The sequence below is a fragment of the Brachybacterium epidermidis genome, from assembly GCF_015209585.1.
Lineage (GTDB): Bacteria > Actinomycetota > Actinomycetes > Actinomycetales > Dermabacteraceae > Brachybacterium > Brachybacterium epidermidis.
Genome location: NZ_JADEYR010000003.1, coordinates 169,084 through 181,701, shown reverse-complemented (window position 1 = coordinate 181,701; position 12,618 = coordinate 169,084). Strand labels below are relative to the sequence as shown.

General features: G+C 70.2%; 17 protein-coding genes. 9 read left to right on the top strand and 8 right to left on the bottom strand.

All coding sequences use genetic code 11. The features are described from left to right. The first annotated feature begins 65 nt into the window (after positions 1–65). Both IOE58_RS05065 and IOE58_RS05060 read left to right on the top strand, forming a co-directional pair. Positions 66–290, top strand: coding sequence for a FitA-like ribbon-helix-helix domain-containing protein (locus IOE58_RS05065; RefSeq protein ID WP_193865316.1), 225 nt, complete (start codon positions 66–68; stop codon positions 288–290). Continuing rightward, positions 287–670 carry a type II toxin-antitoxin system VapC family toxin gene (locus IOE58_RS05060; protein WP_193865315.1) on the top strand — a complete coding sequence of 128 codons (384 nt, stop codon included), beginning with the start codon at positions 287–289 and terminating at the stop codon, positions 668–670. The genes IOE58_RS05065 and IOE58_RS05060 overlap by 4 nt, the downstream gene beginning before the upstream one ends. Positions 671–728: 58 nt before the next feature. Here IOE58_RS05060 and IOE58_RS05055 read toward each other — a convergent pair whose 3' ends face one another. Beyond that, entirely contained in the window at positions 729–1,670 is a 942-nt protein-coding gene (locus IOE58_RS05055; RefSeq protein ID WP_193865314.1) for an alpha/beta fold hydrolase, read from the bottom strand. Between the two features lie 111 nt (positions 1,671–1,781). On the opposite strand from IOE58_RS05055, the gene IOE58_RS05050 reads away from it, so the two are divergent. The 6 genes from IOE58_RS05050 to IOE58_RS05025 all read left to right on the top strand — a co-directional run bounded on the left by IOE58_RS05050 (position 1,782) and on the right by IOE58_RS05025 (position 5,543). Next, the gene (locus IOE58_RS05050) at positions 1,782–2,024 is read left to right on the top strand and encodes a type II toxin-antitoxin system Phd/YefM family antitoxin (protein ID WP_193865313.1); all 243 of its coding nucleotides are present in this window, start codon (positions 1,782–1,784) and stop codon (positions 2,022–2,024) included. Then, complete coding sequence (locus IOE58_RS05045; protein WP_193865312.1) at positions 2,024–2,434, top strand: type II toxin-antitoxin system VapC family toxin; 411 nt, start codon at positions 2,024–2,026, stop codon at positions 2,432–2,434. Before IOE58_RS05050 ends, IOE58_RS05045 begins: the two co-directional genes overlap by 1 nt. Before the next feature lie 12 nt (positions 2,435–2,446). Then, positions 2,447–2,881, top strand: a complete 435-nt coding sequence (locus IOE58_RS05040; RefSeq protein WP_228018941.1) for a phage holin family protein — start codon at positions 2,447–2,449, stop codon at positions 2,879–2,881. 78 nt (positions 2,882–2,959) lie between these two features. Next, positions 2,960–4,384, top strand: coding sequence for an adenylosuccinate lyase (gene purB, locus IOE58_RS05035; protein WP_193865311.1), 1,425 nt, complete (start codon positions 2,960–2,962; stop codon positions 4,382–4,384). Further along, the gene (locus IOE58_RS05030) at positions 4,384–4,806 is read left to right on the top strand and encodes a metal-sensitive transcriptional regulator (RefSeq protein ID WP_193865310.1); all 423 of its coding nucleotides are present in this window, start codon (positions 4,384–4,386) and stop codon (positions 4,804–4,806) included. The genes purB and IOE58_RS05030 overlap by 1 nt, the downstream gene beginning before the upstream one ends. Continuing rightward, complete coding sequence (locus IOE58_RS05025) at positions 4,803–5,543, top strand: DNA-3-methyladenine glycosylase (RefSeq protein WP_259890731.1); 741 nt, start codon at positions 4,803–4,805, stop codon at positions 5,541–5,543. The genes IOE58_RS05030 and IOE58_RS05025 overlap by 4 nt, the downstream gene beginning before the upstream one ends. Positions 5,544–5,624: 81 nt before the next feature. Here the strand turns inward: IOE58_RS05025 and IOE58_RS05020 are convergent, their stop codons facing one another. Then, entirely contained in the window at positions 5,625–5,981 is a 357-nt protein-coding gene (locus IOE58_RS05020; protein ID WP_193865309.1) for a VOC family protein, read from the bottom strand. A 41-nt stretch (positions 5,982–6,022) separates the two neighbouring features. Beyond that, positions 6,023–6,733, bottom strand: a complete 711-nt coding sequence (locus IOE58_RS05015; protein WP_193865308.1) for an SDR family oxidoreductase — start codon at positions 6,731–6,733, stop codon at positions 6,023–6,025. Between the two features lie 113 nt (positions 6,734–6,846). Between IOE58_RS05015 and IOE58_RS05010 the strand changes: the two genes are divergently transcribed. Then, positions 6,847–7,617 carry a CPBP family glutamic-type intramembrane protease gene (locus IOE58_RS05010; RefSeq protein ID WP_193865307.1) on the top strand — a complete coding sequence of 257 codons (771 nt, stop codon included), beginning with the start codon at positions 6,847–6,849 and terminating at the stop codon, positions 7,615–7,617. A 69-nt stretch (positions 7,618–7,686) separates the two neighbouring features. Here IOE58_RS05010 and IOE58_RS05005 read toward each other — a convergent pair whose 3' ends face one another. The 5 genes from IOE58_RS05005 to pstA form a co-directional block, all read right to left on the bottom strand. After that, on the bottom strand, positions 7,687–8,010 hold the full coding sequence (locus IOE58_RS05005; RefSeq protein WP_193865306.1) for a rhodanese-like domain-containing protein: 324 nt from the start codon (positions 8,008–8,010) through the stop codon (positions 7,687–7,689). Positions 8,011–8,126: 116 nt separating this feature from the next. Then, the gene (locus tag IOE58_RS05000) at positions 8,127–9,470 is read right to left on the bottom strand and encodes an FtsX-like permease family protein (RefSeq protein WP_193865305.1); all 1,344 of its coding nucleotides are present in this window, start codon (positions 9,468–9,470) and stop codon (positions 8,127–8,129) included. Next, positions 9,467–10,291: an ABC transporter ATP-binding protein gene (locus IOE58_RS04995; RefSeq protein ID WP_193865304.1), complete on the bottom strand. Its 825-nt coding sequence runs from the start codon at positions 10,289–10,291 to the stop codon at positions 9,467–9,469. The genes IOE58_RS05000 and IOE58_RS04995 overlap by 4 nt, the downstream gene beginning before the upstream one ends. A gap of 340 nt (positions 10,292–10,631) precedes the next feature. After that, positions 10,632–11,417 (bottom strand): phosphate ABC transporter ATP-binding protein PstB, encoded by a 786-nt coding sequence (pstB, locus tag IOE58_RS04990; RefSeq protein ID WP_193865303.1) that lies wholly within the window; start codon positions 11,415–11,417, stop codon positions 10,632–10,634. Between the two features lie 29 nt (positions 11,418–11,446). Further along, on the bottom strand, positions 11,447–12,616 hold the full coding sequence (gene pstA, locus IOE58_RS04985) for a phosphate ABC transporter permease PstA (RefSeq protein ID WP_193865302.1): 1,170 nt from the start codon (positions 12,614–12,616) through the stop codon (positions 11,447–11,449). Positions 12,617–12,618: the final 2 nt, after the last annotated feature.

Genomic DNA, 12,618 nt, shown 5'->3' with positions numbered 1-12,618 from the left:
CGCCGTACCGGGCGGGCCGAGGGATGGGCTGTGCATGCACTCTGCATGCCACCTATGCTTGGTGCATGACAACGATCCAGGTGCGCAATGTTCCTGAGGAGACCAGTCGGGCACTCAAGGCGAAGGCCGCGCTCGAGGGCAAGTCGCTGAGCGACTACCTGCGCGACGAGCTCGAGCGGCTGGCCACGCAGCCCAGTCGCGCCGAGCTGCTGGCCCGCATCTCCGAGCGGGGGCGGCGTGAGCTTCCACCGGCAGAAGCTGTGCTGGCCCAGCAGCGGCCGAGCGCATGACCCTCGTGGTCGACGCGTCGGTGGTCGCCGAGGTCCTGCTCGGCACTGCTCGGGGTGCATCTGCCGTTCCGCATCTCGAGGGCCACGATCTGATCGCACCCCAGCACCTCACCGCCGAGGTGGCCTCTGTTGTGCGGGGCTGGTCCTTGGGCGGCCATCTGACCGAGGACGACGCGCTACGGGCGTTCCGTGAGTTCCAGCAGCTGGGTGTGGAACAGGTGCCGATGATCGACCGGCTGCCTGCCGTCTGGGCACTCCGGCACAACCTCACGGCCTACGACGCGATGTACGTGGTGCTGGCACGCGTCATCGGCTGCCGCCTGCTCACACTCGATGCCCGTCTGGCCGCGGCAGCGCCCGATTGCGCCAACGTTCCCTGACGGTTCCTGCCGCGGTCTCGCTGCGATGCCGAGGCGGTAGCATGGCAGCAACGGCGTCTCAGGCATCCAGCAGCGCGCGGATCTCGCGCACCACCAGCTGCGGTTCGGTGATCGGCACCATGTGCCCGGAGCGATCCGCCTCCACCACATGCCCGCGCGGGAGGCTTTGCGCGCTGAGCCGGTGCGCCTCGTTCAGCAGTCGCCGCATCCGGTCGTCGAACTGGCTGGTGGAGGTGCCGGAGATGATCGTCACGGGTGCCTCCCCGAGATCCGGCGGCGAGCTGAGCAGGCCCCGCATCTCGCGGGTGAACATGCGGTTCTCGGCGATGGTGGCGCGGGCGGCGGCGAGCGTGGAGGAGGCGCGGGCCGCGGCGTCACGATCGGCCGACGGGAGACCCTCGAGGATGGCGCGGCCCAGCGGCTGCAGCAGCCCGGTGAGGGCCAGGGGCATGTACAGCAGGTCCTGCAGCACCCCGCTGGCACGGGTGGATCGGGCGAAGTAGAGGTCGCAGTTCTCGTCGGCGGGGTCCACCAGCACCACGCCGGCGGGTGGGGCGCCTCGGGCGGCGAGGCGGGCGGCGAGGGTGCGCACGATCGGCCCGCCCCAGGAGTGCCCCACCAGCAGCAGGCGGTCGTGCGGGACGACATGGACCACGGTCTCGAGGTCATCGGCCAGGCGCTGCAGGGTGCGCGGGGCCGGATCAGGATCGCTGCGCCCGTGGCCGGCCCGGTCGTAGGCCAGGACCAGGGCCTCCGTGGATGCGGCGAGAGCCCGTTGCACGGGTCCCCAGAACCGCCCGCTCACGCCCAGTCCCGATTCCAGCACCACCAGGGGGCGGAGCGAGGCCGACCCGGATGGGACGGCATGAGTCTTGGCCGCCGCCTGGGTCGGCTCCCCGGTCGACGTCACACCCGCCCCGGTTCGACGCAGGCCGTATATGTGCAGGGCGCGGCCGTCCGGGGTGCGGACGATCGTGGACAGCCGAGCAGTCGAACTCATGCATGCACGGTATGCGCCGAGGCCCTCCGTTCCCAGAGGGCCGCACCCCTTGCGGGAGCTCGGCACGGGCGAAACAATGTAGGTACGTAACTACATCACGGGGAGGGCACTATGACAACTGTGACGTCTCGCCAGTTCAACCAGGACGTGAGCGCCGCCAAGCGCGCCGCTGCGCACGGGCCGGTCGTCATCACCGATCGCAGTGAACCGGCGTTCGTCCTCCTCACCTTCGAGGAGTACAGGCGCCTCACGCAGGGCGGCATGGACGATCTCCTCAACCGGCTCAGGATGAGCGAGGACGTGGATGTCGAGTTCACCCCTGCACGGATCGACACGAAGGTGCCGGAGTTCTGATGCATCTCCTGGACACGAACGTCATCAGTGAGATCCGGAAGCCCTCTGCTGATACGAACGTGGTGGCATGGTTCCGGGAGCAGGAGCCCACCGCACTGTTCCTGAGCGCCATCACCATGTTCGAGCTGGATCTGGGAGTGCGCAGGCTCGAGCGCCGCGATCCCTTGCAGGGCGCTGCCCTGCGCAGATGGCTGGACGGCGCTGTCCGACAGTCCTTCCACGGCCGAGTGCTCGCGGTCGACGAACTGGTGGCACGGCGTGCCGCAGCACTGCAGGTGCCTGACCCGCGCCCTGACCGGGACTGCTTCATCGCGGCGACCGCCCTCGCTCACGGCTTGCGCGTGGTGACCCGGAACACCCGGGACTTCCAGCATCTGGAGGTCGAGCTGGTCAACCCCTGGGATGCCTGACCGCCTCGGGACATGCACTCCACCGAGCTCACCTGGGACACTGGTCCCATGCGCTTCCTAGGACAACTCATCGTCACAGCCCTCGCCCTGTGGGTGACCGCGCTGATCCTGCCGGGCATGCACCTGGGCGACGACAGCGCCCCGCTGCTCACCCAGGTGCTCACCATCGGCGCGATCGCCCTGATCCTCGCCCTGGTGACCACGATCGTGCGGCCCATCCTCTCGCTTCTGGCCCTGCCGATCACCTGCCTCACCCTGGGCCTGTTCCAACTCGTCATCAACACCCTGATGCTGCTGCTGACCAGCTGGATCTCGGCCCAGTTCGGGCTGACCCTGCAGTTCGACTCCTTCTGGTGGGCGCTGCTGGCCGGCATCGTGATCGGCGTGCTCTCGGCGATCGTGGAGGCCGTGACCGGGCTGGGTGACGGCGAGCGCCGCGAGGCCTGAGCAGCGAGCTGGACCCGGTCGCTCGGGGGTGCGGACCTCCCGGCCGGCCGGGCCCGAGGTGATGGGACAATGGTCCCCATGGCCCACTCCTTCGCCGACATCACTCCGCCGATCGCGCTGACCCCGCTGGACGGGCGCTACCGCGCACAGGCCGCGCCCCTGGTCGATCACCTCTCCGAGGCGGCCCTGAACCGCTCCCGCCTGGTGGTGGAGACCGAGTGGGTGATCCACCTGCTCGACGCCGGCGCGATCCCCGGCCTGCGCACACTCACCGAGGACGAGATCGCGCTGCTGCGCGCCATCCCTGAGGACTTCGGCGCCGAGGGCATCGCCGAGCATGCGGAGATCGAGAAGGAGACGGTCCACGACGTCAAGGCGATCGAGTACTACATCAAGCGTCGCCTGGCCGGCACCTCCCTGGAGCCGCTCGCGGAGGTGGTGCACATCTTCTGCACCAGCGAGGACGTCAACAACCTCTCCTACGCGCTGATGATCAAGGGCGCGATCGAGCGGGTGTGGCTGCCGGCGCTGCGCGAGGTGATCGATGACCTCACCACCCTGGCCCGCGAGACCGCAGAGGTGCCGATGCTCTCGCGCACCCACGGCCAGCCCGCCACCCCCACCACCCTGGGCAAGGAGATGGCGGTGTTCGCCCACCGCCTGGCGCGGCAGGTGCGCCGCATCGAGGCCGATGAGTACCTGGGCAAGATCAACGGCGCCACCGGCACGTACGCCGCCCATGCGATCTCCGTGCCGGGCACGGACTGGCAGCAGGTCTCCCGCAGCTTCGTGGAGCACCTGGGGCTCACCTGGAACCCGCTGACCACGCAGATCGAGTCCCACGACTGGCAGGCCGAGGTGTACGCGGATGTGGCCCGCGCCGGCCGGATCCTGCACAACCTGGCCACCGACATCTGGACCTACATCTCCCTGGGGTACTTCCGCCAACGGCTCTCCGCCCAGGGTGGCACCGGGTCCTCCACCATGCCGCACAAGGTGAACCCGATCCGCTTCGAGAACGCGGAGGCGAACCTGGAGATCTCCGGGGCGCTGCTGGACTCTCTGTCCCAGACCCTGGTCACCTCGCGTCTGCAGCGTGACCTCACCGACTCCACCACCCAGCGCAACATCGGCCCGGCGCTCGGGCACTCCCTGCTGGCGATCTCCAACATCCGTCGGGGGCTGGCCGGCCTGGATGTCGACGGGCAGGCCATGGCCGCCGATCTCGAGGGCAACTGGGAGGTGCTGGGCGAGGCCGTGCAGTCGGTGATGCGCACCCTGGGGGTGCAGGGCGTGGACGGCATGGACAGCCCCTATGAGCGGCTCAAGGAGCTCACCCGCGGGCAGCGGGTGGACGGCGCGGCGATGCGCGAGTTCATCGAGGGGCTCGGACTGCCGGAGGCGGAGCGGGAGCGGCTGCTGGAGCTGACCCCACACACCTACGTCGGCTACGCGGCCCGCCTGGTGGACCACCTCGAGCAGGCCGAGGGGGAGGACAGTTGATGAACGACGACATTCCGCCCGTGGCTCCCGTCGAGCCCGCGGGCTCGTCCGGTCCGGTGGCTCCTGTCGGAGGCCCCGGTGCCGCCGGCTGCTGCGGTGGCTCGAACCATGCTCCAGAGTCCGACCACGGCCGGCACGGTGACCCCGGCTACCAGGGATCCAAGTCCGCCTACCTGCGCCGGCTGAAGCTGATCGAGGGACAGGTGCGGGGCGTGCACCGCATGGTGGAGGACGATGCCTACTGCATCGACGTGCTCACGCAGGTCTCCGCGGTCACCAAGGCCCTGCAGTCCGTCGCGGTGGGGCTGGTGGACGACCACGTGCACCACTGCGTGCACGCCGCAGCGCAGTCCGGTGACGCCGCGGAGCTGGACCGCAAGATGGAGGAGATCATGCAGGCCGTGAAGCGGCTGATGAAGTGACCTCGCCTGGCTACGAGAGAGCCGGCTCCCACGCGGCCGGCCCCGGAACACCGCCGGGCCTGCCCGGCCAGCGTCCGCTGCCCCGCTCCTTCTTCGACCGGCCCGCCCTGGAGTTGGCGCCGCTGCTGCTGGGCTGCGTGCTCGTGGGCCGCGGGGTGGCGCTGCGCATCACGGAGGTGGAGGCGTACGTGGGCGCGCAGGACCCCGGCTCCCACGCGTACCGGGGCCGCACCGCGCGCAACGCCACGATGTTCGGGCCGCCCGGCCACCTGTACGTGTACCGGCACATGGGCCTGCACTCCTGCATGAACATCGTGGCCGACGCCGAGGGCACCGCCACCGGGTGCCTGATCCGGGCCGGTGAGGTGATCGCCGGCCAGGAGATCGCCCTCGAGCGCCGACGTGCCTCCGGGGTGTGCCGCAGCGAGCGGGACCTGGCGCGGGGACCGGGCCGCGCCACCGTCGCCTGCGGCGTGACCTTCGCCGATGACGGCCTGGACCTGTGCAGCGGCGGCGAGTTCCACCTGACGGGCCGTGCGGATCCGCGGGATCAGGTCGATGAGGAGCATCCGGGCGTCGGCCGCTCCGGTCAGGAACCCCTCATGCCGCATCCGCGGCTCGCCGTCGGCCCGCGCATCGGGCTGCGCGAGGAGGCCTCCCATCCCGAGCGCTTCCCGTGGCGGTACCGCATCGCCGGGGACCCGACCGTCTCCGGGCCGGGGGCGCTGAACCGCTGAGAGCAGTCCTCCCCGTGCGCTGCGGGGCGCGCCCGGCTGCGACGAGGACCTGCGCGGATGCTGACCCGGCTGCGGGTGCGCTCAGCCGATCGGCCGGGAGAAGTCGAACACCAGGCCGGGGGCGGCATCGACGGCGACGCAGGCGGACCGCTCCCCGAAGTCCATGTCCTGCGGTTCGCGCACGGCCACCGCGCCGCGCTCCACGGCCTGGCCGAAGGCGGCATCGACATCGGCGGCCGACAGGTGCAGCACCAGGTGGCCGGTGACGCTCTCCCCTGGTGCCGGGGCGTTGATCCACAGGGGGATGCCCGTGGGGAGGGCGAGCGAGGCGAAGGTGCCGAAGTCGCTGTCGACCGTCCATCCGAAGGTGCGGTGCAGGGCCTGCGCCGCTGCGGAGGGGTCCTCGAGGATCACGGTCACGGCACGGATTGCTGACATGGTCACTCCTTCGATCACGACGTCCGAATCGGAGGGCATGCTCAGCGGGGCCGCACGGACAGGGAGTCGATCGCGGCGTCGGCCGGCAGGCGCAGGGCCAGTCCCACGGTCGCGGCGACCGTCTGGGGCCGCATGTAGTCCTCCTCCTGGTACTCGCCGCCCTCGAAGCTGCGCAGCTCTCGCTGCATGTCGGTGGCGGTGCGCCCGGGGTGCACGGAGGAGACCCGCACCCCGTGCTCCTTCTCCTCGGCGCGCAGGGCGTCCGTGAGGGCCCGCAGCGCGAACTTGGAGGCGCTGTAGGCCCCGCCGGCCGCGCCCGAGGTGTACCCGGAGCCGGAGTTGATGGTGACCACGGTGCCGCGGGCGGTGCGCAGGGCGGGCAGCAGCCCTCGGGTGAGCTCGGCGACCGCGGTGACGTTCAGGGCGAAGGAGCGGGTCCAGTCCTCGGCGGTGAGCTCCTCGACGGTGCCACTGACCAGGATCCCGGCGGAGTGGACCACGCCGTCCAGGCCATGGGGCAGCTCCAGTGCGCCCACCGCATCGGCCAGGGAGGCCGGGTCGGAGAGGTCCGCGACGAAGGGCTCGGCCGAGGGGAGCTCGGAGACCAGGCTCTCGAGCGCGTCCCGGTCGCGGCCGCCGAGGATCAGGTGATGATCGGCGGCGAGCTCGTGGGCGATGGCGCGGCCGATGCCGCGGGAGGCACCGGTGATCAGGACGACGGGACGGTTCTGGGAGGGAGCATCGGTGGTCATCCCTCGAGTGTTGCACGGTCACGGGTGGGTGCGGCACGGTCACGGGTGGGTGCGGCACGGTCACGGGTGGGTGCGGCACGGTCACTCCTGCCGGCCGGTGGGAGGATGGGGCCGTGCAGCCCGCCGCCTCCTCTTCTGCCCCGTCCCGTATCCAGCTGCTGCTGGGCCTGGAGATCTTGGTGGTGCTGGCGCTGTCCCTGGGGCGCTCGGCGTTCTACTCGATCATGGCGCTGATCGACGCGTTCACGCGGGGGCCGCTCAGTGAGCAGAGCACTGCGCTGAACCGGTCCGCCTCCGAGCGGCCCTGGTTCGATCTGGTGTACCAGCTGGCCGATGTGGTCTTCACCCTTGCCCCCGTGGCCCTGGTCCTGCTGCTGCTGACGGTGACCGGCACCCGGGCCGTCCAGGCGCTCGGCATGGATGCGCGGCGCCCTGTGCGGGACGCGCTGTGGGGCGTCGCACTGACGGCCTGCATCGGGCTTCCGGGCCTGGCGATCTACTACCTGGGCCGGGCCCTGGGGGCCACCCTCGAGGTGATCCCCGCCGCCCTGGACCAGCACTGGTGGACGGTGCCGGTGCTGATCCTCCACGCGCTGAAGAACGCGCTCGTGGAGGAGGTGATCGTTGCCGGGTACCTGGTGCTGCGGCTGGAGCAGATGGGCTGGCAGCCGGTGGCGATCACCGCCACCTCGGCGCTGCTGCGCGGCGCGTACCACCTGTACCAGGGGATCGGGCCGGGACTGGCCAACATGCTGATGGGGGTGGTGTTCGCCGAGTGGTTCCGGCGCACGCGCCGCACCATGCCGCTGATCATCGCCCACACCCTGCTGGACGTGGTGGCGTTCGTGGGCTACGCGCTGCTGCGCGACGTGATCAGCACCTGAGGGCCGAACCCGGAGCGAGCCTCGGCTGCCAGCACACGTGGCCCGCGGCCGTTCATCGAGCCGCGAGGTTCAGAGCACGTACGGCTCTGCATCCCCATCGGACTCCATGGGCAGGCCGGACTCGAACCACTGGTCCATGCCGCCGCGCACGTTGATGGCGTCATAGCCGTTGCCGTTGAGCCACTGGGTGACCTGGACACTGCGACCGCCGGAGCGGCACACGATGTACAGGTCGCCGTCCTCGGGCAGCTCCCCGAGCTTCTCCAGCAGGGAGCTCGCCGGCAGGTGCTGGGCACCGGGTGCATGCCCGGCATCCCATTCGGCCTGCTCGCGCACGTCGATCAGCTGGGCGCCCTCCGGCACCTCGGTCGGGGCGACGGTCTCGATTTCCATGTCGTCCACCCTACGCGCCGCACCCACCAGCCATGAGACCCTCCTGGCACGGTGCAGGATGCCGCGGTCGTGGCCCCGGGTCCCGCATCGACGCGGTCATGGCATGGGCCCCGGTGTCAGGCGGCGCGCAGTGCCGCTCGCCGCACCACGGGCGCCGAGACCACCACGGCGGCGATCACCATGGCGTAGGCCCCGATCACCCCGAGGAAGTACAGCCCTGCGGTGCGCACATCGGCCGCTCCCCCGCCGAACACGGTCAGCAGCACCAGGCCGGCAGTGAAGGTGGCCACCACGGAGCTCAGCAGCACCGGCAGTGTGATCTCCGCGAGGCGGGCGCGGTGCAGCTGGGGCACCTCGGCACCGGCGATGTGCTGGGCCCGGATCCGCGGGGCGTGGTCGATCACCCGGGCGGTGTGCGCCACCCCCGTGGTGCCCGCAGCGAGCACGGCAGCGATCCCGAGGGTCAGCAGACCGCCGGTGTGCAGGGCGGTGGCCAGCATCTGGTCCCCGGGCGTGGAGGGCTCGATGGTGGCGATGATGGTGAGGAACCCGGCGATGACCATCGCGAAGGTGATCCCGGAGACTGCCCTCCACCCGGCGCGGGGGTCTGCGGCCAGACGGCGCGCGCCCACCAGCAGGGCCGGGGTGGGGGCGAGGGCCGCCGTGATCCGGGCGACGATCCACACCAGGAACGGACCGACGACGTTCATGCCGGCCACGATGAGGGCCACGAAGCCGATGGCGATCAGCATGCCGAGCGCCGAGCCGTCGGCGTCCATCATCGGCATGATCTGCATGAAGGCCACGAAGCCGACGATCACCACCGCCCAGATCAGCAGGCGCAGCACGGACATCCGCACCGTGCGGGACTCACGAGCCACCCCCAGGGGGCTCAGCACCACCCCGGCCAGGGACACCGCGCCCGAGGCAGCCGCCAGCAGCACCACACCGGCGATCAGCAGCGGATAGGCCCACCAGGGCAACAGCAGCTCCCCCACGGTGAAGGGGGTGATCCCGAAGTCCAGCGCGGTCAGCGGAGGTGCCACCAGCATGTGCAGCACCACACCGGCCGCGGCACCCAGCAGGGCCTGGGCGGCCACGTCGAGGACGGCGATGCCCCCTACCTGGGCGGTGGTGCCTCCGACCAGGCGCATGGCGGCGAGGTCGCGCTCGCGCCGGGCCAGGGAGAGCCGGGCGGCGGATCCGCCCAGAGCGATGGCGCTGGGCACCAGCAGGACGGAGGCGAACACGGCGCACAGCATCAGCAGCGGCATCAGTTCGGCTTCACCGGTGAGAGGGCCACTGGTGTCGGCGGGGATGCGGCGGGCGAAGGCCGCGGCGCCCCCGATCACGGTGGCGATGATGGCGGTGGCCGCGGTGAAGGCGATCACCGGCAGGGCGTCGGCGAGGGCGCCGCGACGGCGCAGCAGCAAGGGCGCTGCGGAGACCAGGGCGGTCATCGCACACCTCCGATCCCGTCGGTCGGGCGGTGGAACTCGCGCTCGATGCGACCGTCACGCATGGCGACGGTGCGGAGGCAGGCCGTGGCCACCGAGGCGTCGTGGGTGACCATCACCAGGCTCGCCCCGGTGTCGTGGCAGGCCTGCACCAGCACCCGCAGCACGGCCTTTCCGGTGGTCTGGTCCAGGGCACCGGTGGGCTCGTCGGCGAACACCACCGAGGGGCGGCCGGCCAGAGCCCGGGCGATCGCCACGCGCTGGGCCTGACCACCGGAGAGCTGGCCCGGCCTGCGGTCGTGCATGCCCTGCAGGCCCAGGCGGTCCAGCCAGCTGCGGGCCTCGGTGGCAGCGGCACCGCGGTGGATGCCGCCCAGCATGCGCGGGAGCATCACGTTCTCGGTGGCGGTGAGCTCGGGCAGCAGCTGCCCGTCCTGGAACACGAAGCCGAAGGCGCTGCGGCGCAGGCGCGTACGGCGGCGATCGCTCAGGGAGGCCAGGTCGGTGCCGTCGTGCAGGACGGTGCCGGAGGTGGGGCGGAGGATCCCGGCGAGGGTGTGCAGCAGCGTGGTCTTGCCGCAGCCGGAGGGTCCCATCACCGCGATCGAGTCGGCACGGGCGATGTCGAGGTCCACGCCGTCCAGGGCGACGGTGCCGGCGCCACCCTCGCCGTAGCTCTTGACCAGGCCACGAGCACTGAGCACGGGAACCGGGCGCGGATCGGCGAGCGGAGCGGGGGTGCCGTGGTGCACGGCTGCGGAGGTGGCTGCGGGCGTGGGACCGGTGGACCCAGAAGGAAAGGCGGTCAGTGATGCTGTGTTCATGGAACCCAGCCTGGCTGGGGTCCCCCCAGGCACGCGTCGGCCCCGGGAGCCATTTCCCGGGGCCGATGTCAGACCGTGGTCGCAGGCCGTCGTCGGACCGCTGAACGAACCATCCGGGTGTCAGGCCCTGTCCGTCTGCCTGATCTCCTACCGCTCGTCCCTCGCAGTACCTCGAACAGGCCCCGTTCGTCTGGCTGATCTCCTACCGCTCGTCCCTCGCAGTACGTCGATCAGACCCAGTTCGTCTGGCTGATCTCCTACCGCTCGTCCCTCGCAGTACCTCGAACAGGCCCTGTCCGTCTGGCTGATCTCCTACCGCTCGTCCCTCGCAGTACGTCGATCAGCCGAAGCGACCGGAGATGTAGTCCTCGGTCTGCTTGTGCGCCGGGTTGGTGAACATCTTCTCGGTGTCATCGATCTCGATCAGGTGGCCCGGCTTGCCGGTGCCGGCGATGTTGAAGAAGCCGGTGCGGTCCGAGACGCGGGAGGCCTGCTGCATGTTGTGGGTGACGATCACGATCGTGTAGTCCTGCTTCATCTCGTGGATGAGATCCTCGATAGCGAGGGTGGAGATCGGATCGAGGGCCGAGCACGGCTCGTCCATCAGCACCACCTCGGGCTTGACCGCGATGGTGCGGGCGATGCACAGACGCTGCTGCTGACCGCCGGACAGGCCCAGGCCCGGCTTGTCCAGACGGTCCTTGACCTCCTCCCACAGGTTCGCGCCGCGCAGTGAGCTCTCCAGCAGTTCGTCGGCGTCCTTCTTCGCGAGGCGACGGCTGTTGAGCTTCACTCCGGCCAGCACGTTGTCCCGGATCGACATGGTCGGGAACGGGTTCGCCTTCTGGAACACCATGCCCACGCGCCGGCGCACGTTCACCGGGTCCACGCGGGGGTCGTAGATGTTCTCACCGTCGATCTGCACCCGGCCCTTGGCGTATGCACCGGGGATCACCTCGTGCATGCGGTTCAGGGTGCGCAGGAAGGTGGACTTGCCGCAGCCCGAGGGGCCGATCAGGGCAGTCACCGAGCGCGGCATGATCTGGACGTTGACGTCCTCCACGGCCAGGAAGTCGCCGTAGTAGATGTTGAGGTCCTCGACGGTGATGGGCAGAGGTGCGGCCATCGCAGTTCCTTTCGCTGGAGGGCGTCAGCTCAGCGGCTGATCTTCGGAGAGAAGTAGTGGCTGACCAGACGCGCGATGATGTTCAGCACCATCACGATGATGATCAGGGTGAGGGCCGCCGCCCAGGCACGGTCGATGTTCGTGGTGACCGAGCATGCGTACACCTCCTGGTTGACCGGGTTGGTGACGGTGTCATTCATGCAGTTGGCGCTGCCGTTGCGGTACTGCTGGTTGATGTACGTGGGCAGCGTGGCCATGCGACCGTCGAACATGCTCCAGTTGATGGAGGTCACCATGCCCACCGTCAGCAGCAGGGGCGCGGTCTCGCCGATCACGCGGGCGATCGCCAGGGTGATGCCGGTGGCCAGACCGGCCACTGCGGTGCGCAGCACCACGCGCACGATGGTCAGCCACTTCGGCACGCCCAGGGCATACGCGGCCTCGCGCAGGTCCATCGACACCAGGCGCAGCATCTCCTCGCTGGAGCGCACCACGGTGGGGATCATCAGCAGCGACAGGGCCACCGAACCCATGATGCCCATGCGCACGCCCTGCTGGCCGTCCGGAAGGAACGCCAAGAACAACGACAGGCCGAACAGGCCTGCCACGATCGAGGGGATGCCGGTCATCACGTCCACCAGGAAGGTGACGCCCTTGCCCAGCACCCGGCGCCAGCCCTGATCGGCGTACTCCACCAGGAAGATCGCGGTGAACAGGCCGATCGGGATGGAGATGACCGAGGCCCACAGCGTGATCAGCAGTGTGCCGATGGTCGCGTGCAGCACGCCACCCGCGTCCGCGCCGCCGATGATGCCGGACATGTCGTTGGTCCAGAAGGCGAAGGGCGTGGGTGAGGCTGCGATGACGCGGGCACCACCGCGGGAGATCACCTCCCACAGCAGCGAGACCAGGGGGAACATCGCCAGTGCGAACGCGCCGATGACGATCAGCATCATCAGGCGGTCCATCGCCCAGCGGCGGCCCTCGCGCACCAGCGAGTACAGGTAGCCCATCACCAGGTGCAGGATGAATCCCAGGATCAGCATCGAGGCGATCGAGAAGGCGTCCAGCGCCAGCAGGAGAACGGCTGCGATGGCCGCGCCGACCAGACCGGTGAAGACCAGGTGGTACCACGGCAGGCGGCGCTCCCCGCTGGAGCGCATCATCGTCGGGGTCTCGTTGTCGATGGCGGTGCTCATGG

Excerpts from the sequence above, each read along its gene's own strand:
- IOE58_RS05065 (WP_193865316.1), top strand. The coding sequence starts at position 66 with ATGACAACGATCCAGGTGCGCAATGTTCCTGAGGAGACCAGTCGGGCA.
- IOE58_RS05060 (WP_193865315.1), top strand. The coding sequence starts at position 287 with ATGACCCTCGTGGTCGACGCGTCGGTGGTCGCCGAGGTCCTGCTCGGC.
- IOE58_RS05055 (WP_193865314.1), bottom strand. The coding sequence starts at position 1,670 with ATGAGTTCGACTGCTCGGCTGTCCACGATCGTCCGCACCCCGGACGGC.
- IOE58_RS05050 (WP_193865313.1), top strand. The coding sequence starts at position 1,782 with ATGACAACTGTGACGTCTCGCCAGTTCAACCAGGACGTGAGCGCCGCC.
- IOE58_RS05045 (WP_193865312.1), top strand. The coding sequence starts at position 2,024 with ATGCATCTCCTGGACACGAACGTCATCAGTGAGATCCGGAAGCCCTCT.
- IOE58_RS05040 (WP_228018941.1), top strand. The coding sequence starts at position 2,447 with ATGCACTCCACCGAGCTCACCTGGGACACTGGTCCCATGCGCTTCCTA.
- purB (WP_193865311.1), top strand. The coding sequence starts at position 2,960 with ATGGCCCACTCCTTCGCCGACATCACTCCGCCGATCGCGCTGACCCCG.
- IOE58_RS05030 (WP_193865310.1), top strand. The coding sequence starts at position 4,384 with ATGAACGACGACATTCCGCCCGTGGCTCCCGTCGAGCCCGCGGGCTCG.
- IOE58_RS05020 (WP_193865309.1), bottom strand. The coding sequence starts at position 5,981 with ATGTCAGCAATCCGTGCCGTGACCGTGATCCTCGAGGACCCCTCCGCA.
- IOE58_RS05015 (WP_193865308.1), bottom strand. The coding sequence starts at position 6,733 with ATGACCACCGATGCTCCCTCCCAGAACCGTCCCGTCGTCCTGATCACC.
- IOE58_RS05005 (WP_193865306.1), bottom strand. The coding sequence starts at position 8,010 with ATGGAAATCGAGACCGTCGCCCCGACCGAGGTGCCGGAGGGCGCCCAG.
- IOE58_RS05000 (WP_193865305.1), bottom strand. The coding sequence starts at position 9,470 with ATGACCGCCCTGGTCTCCGCAGCGCCCTTGCTGCTGCGCCGTCGCGGC.
- IOE58_RS04995 (WP_193865304.1), bottom strand. The coding sequence starts at position 10,291 with ATGAACACAGCATCACTGACCGCCTTTCCTTCTGGGTCCACCGGTCCC.
- pstB (WP_193865303.1), bottom strand. The coding sequence starts at position 11,417 with ATGGCCGCACCTCTGCCCATCACCGTCGAGGACCTCAACATCTACTAC.
- pstA (WP_193865302.1), bottom strand. The coding sequence starts at position 12,616 with ATGAGCACCGCCATCGACAACGAGACCCCGACGATGATGCGCTCCAGC.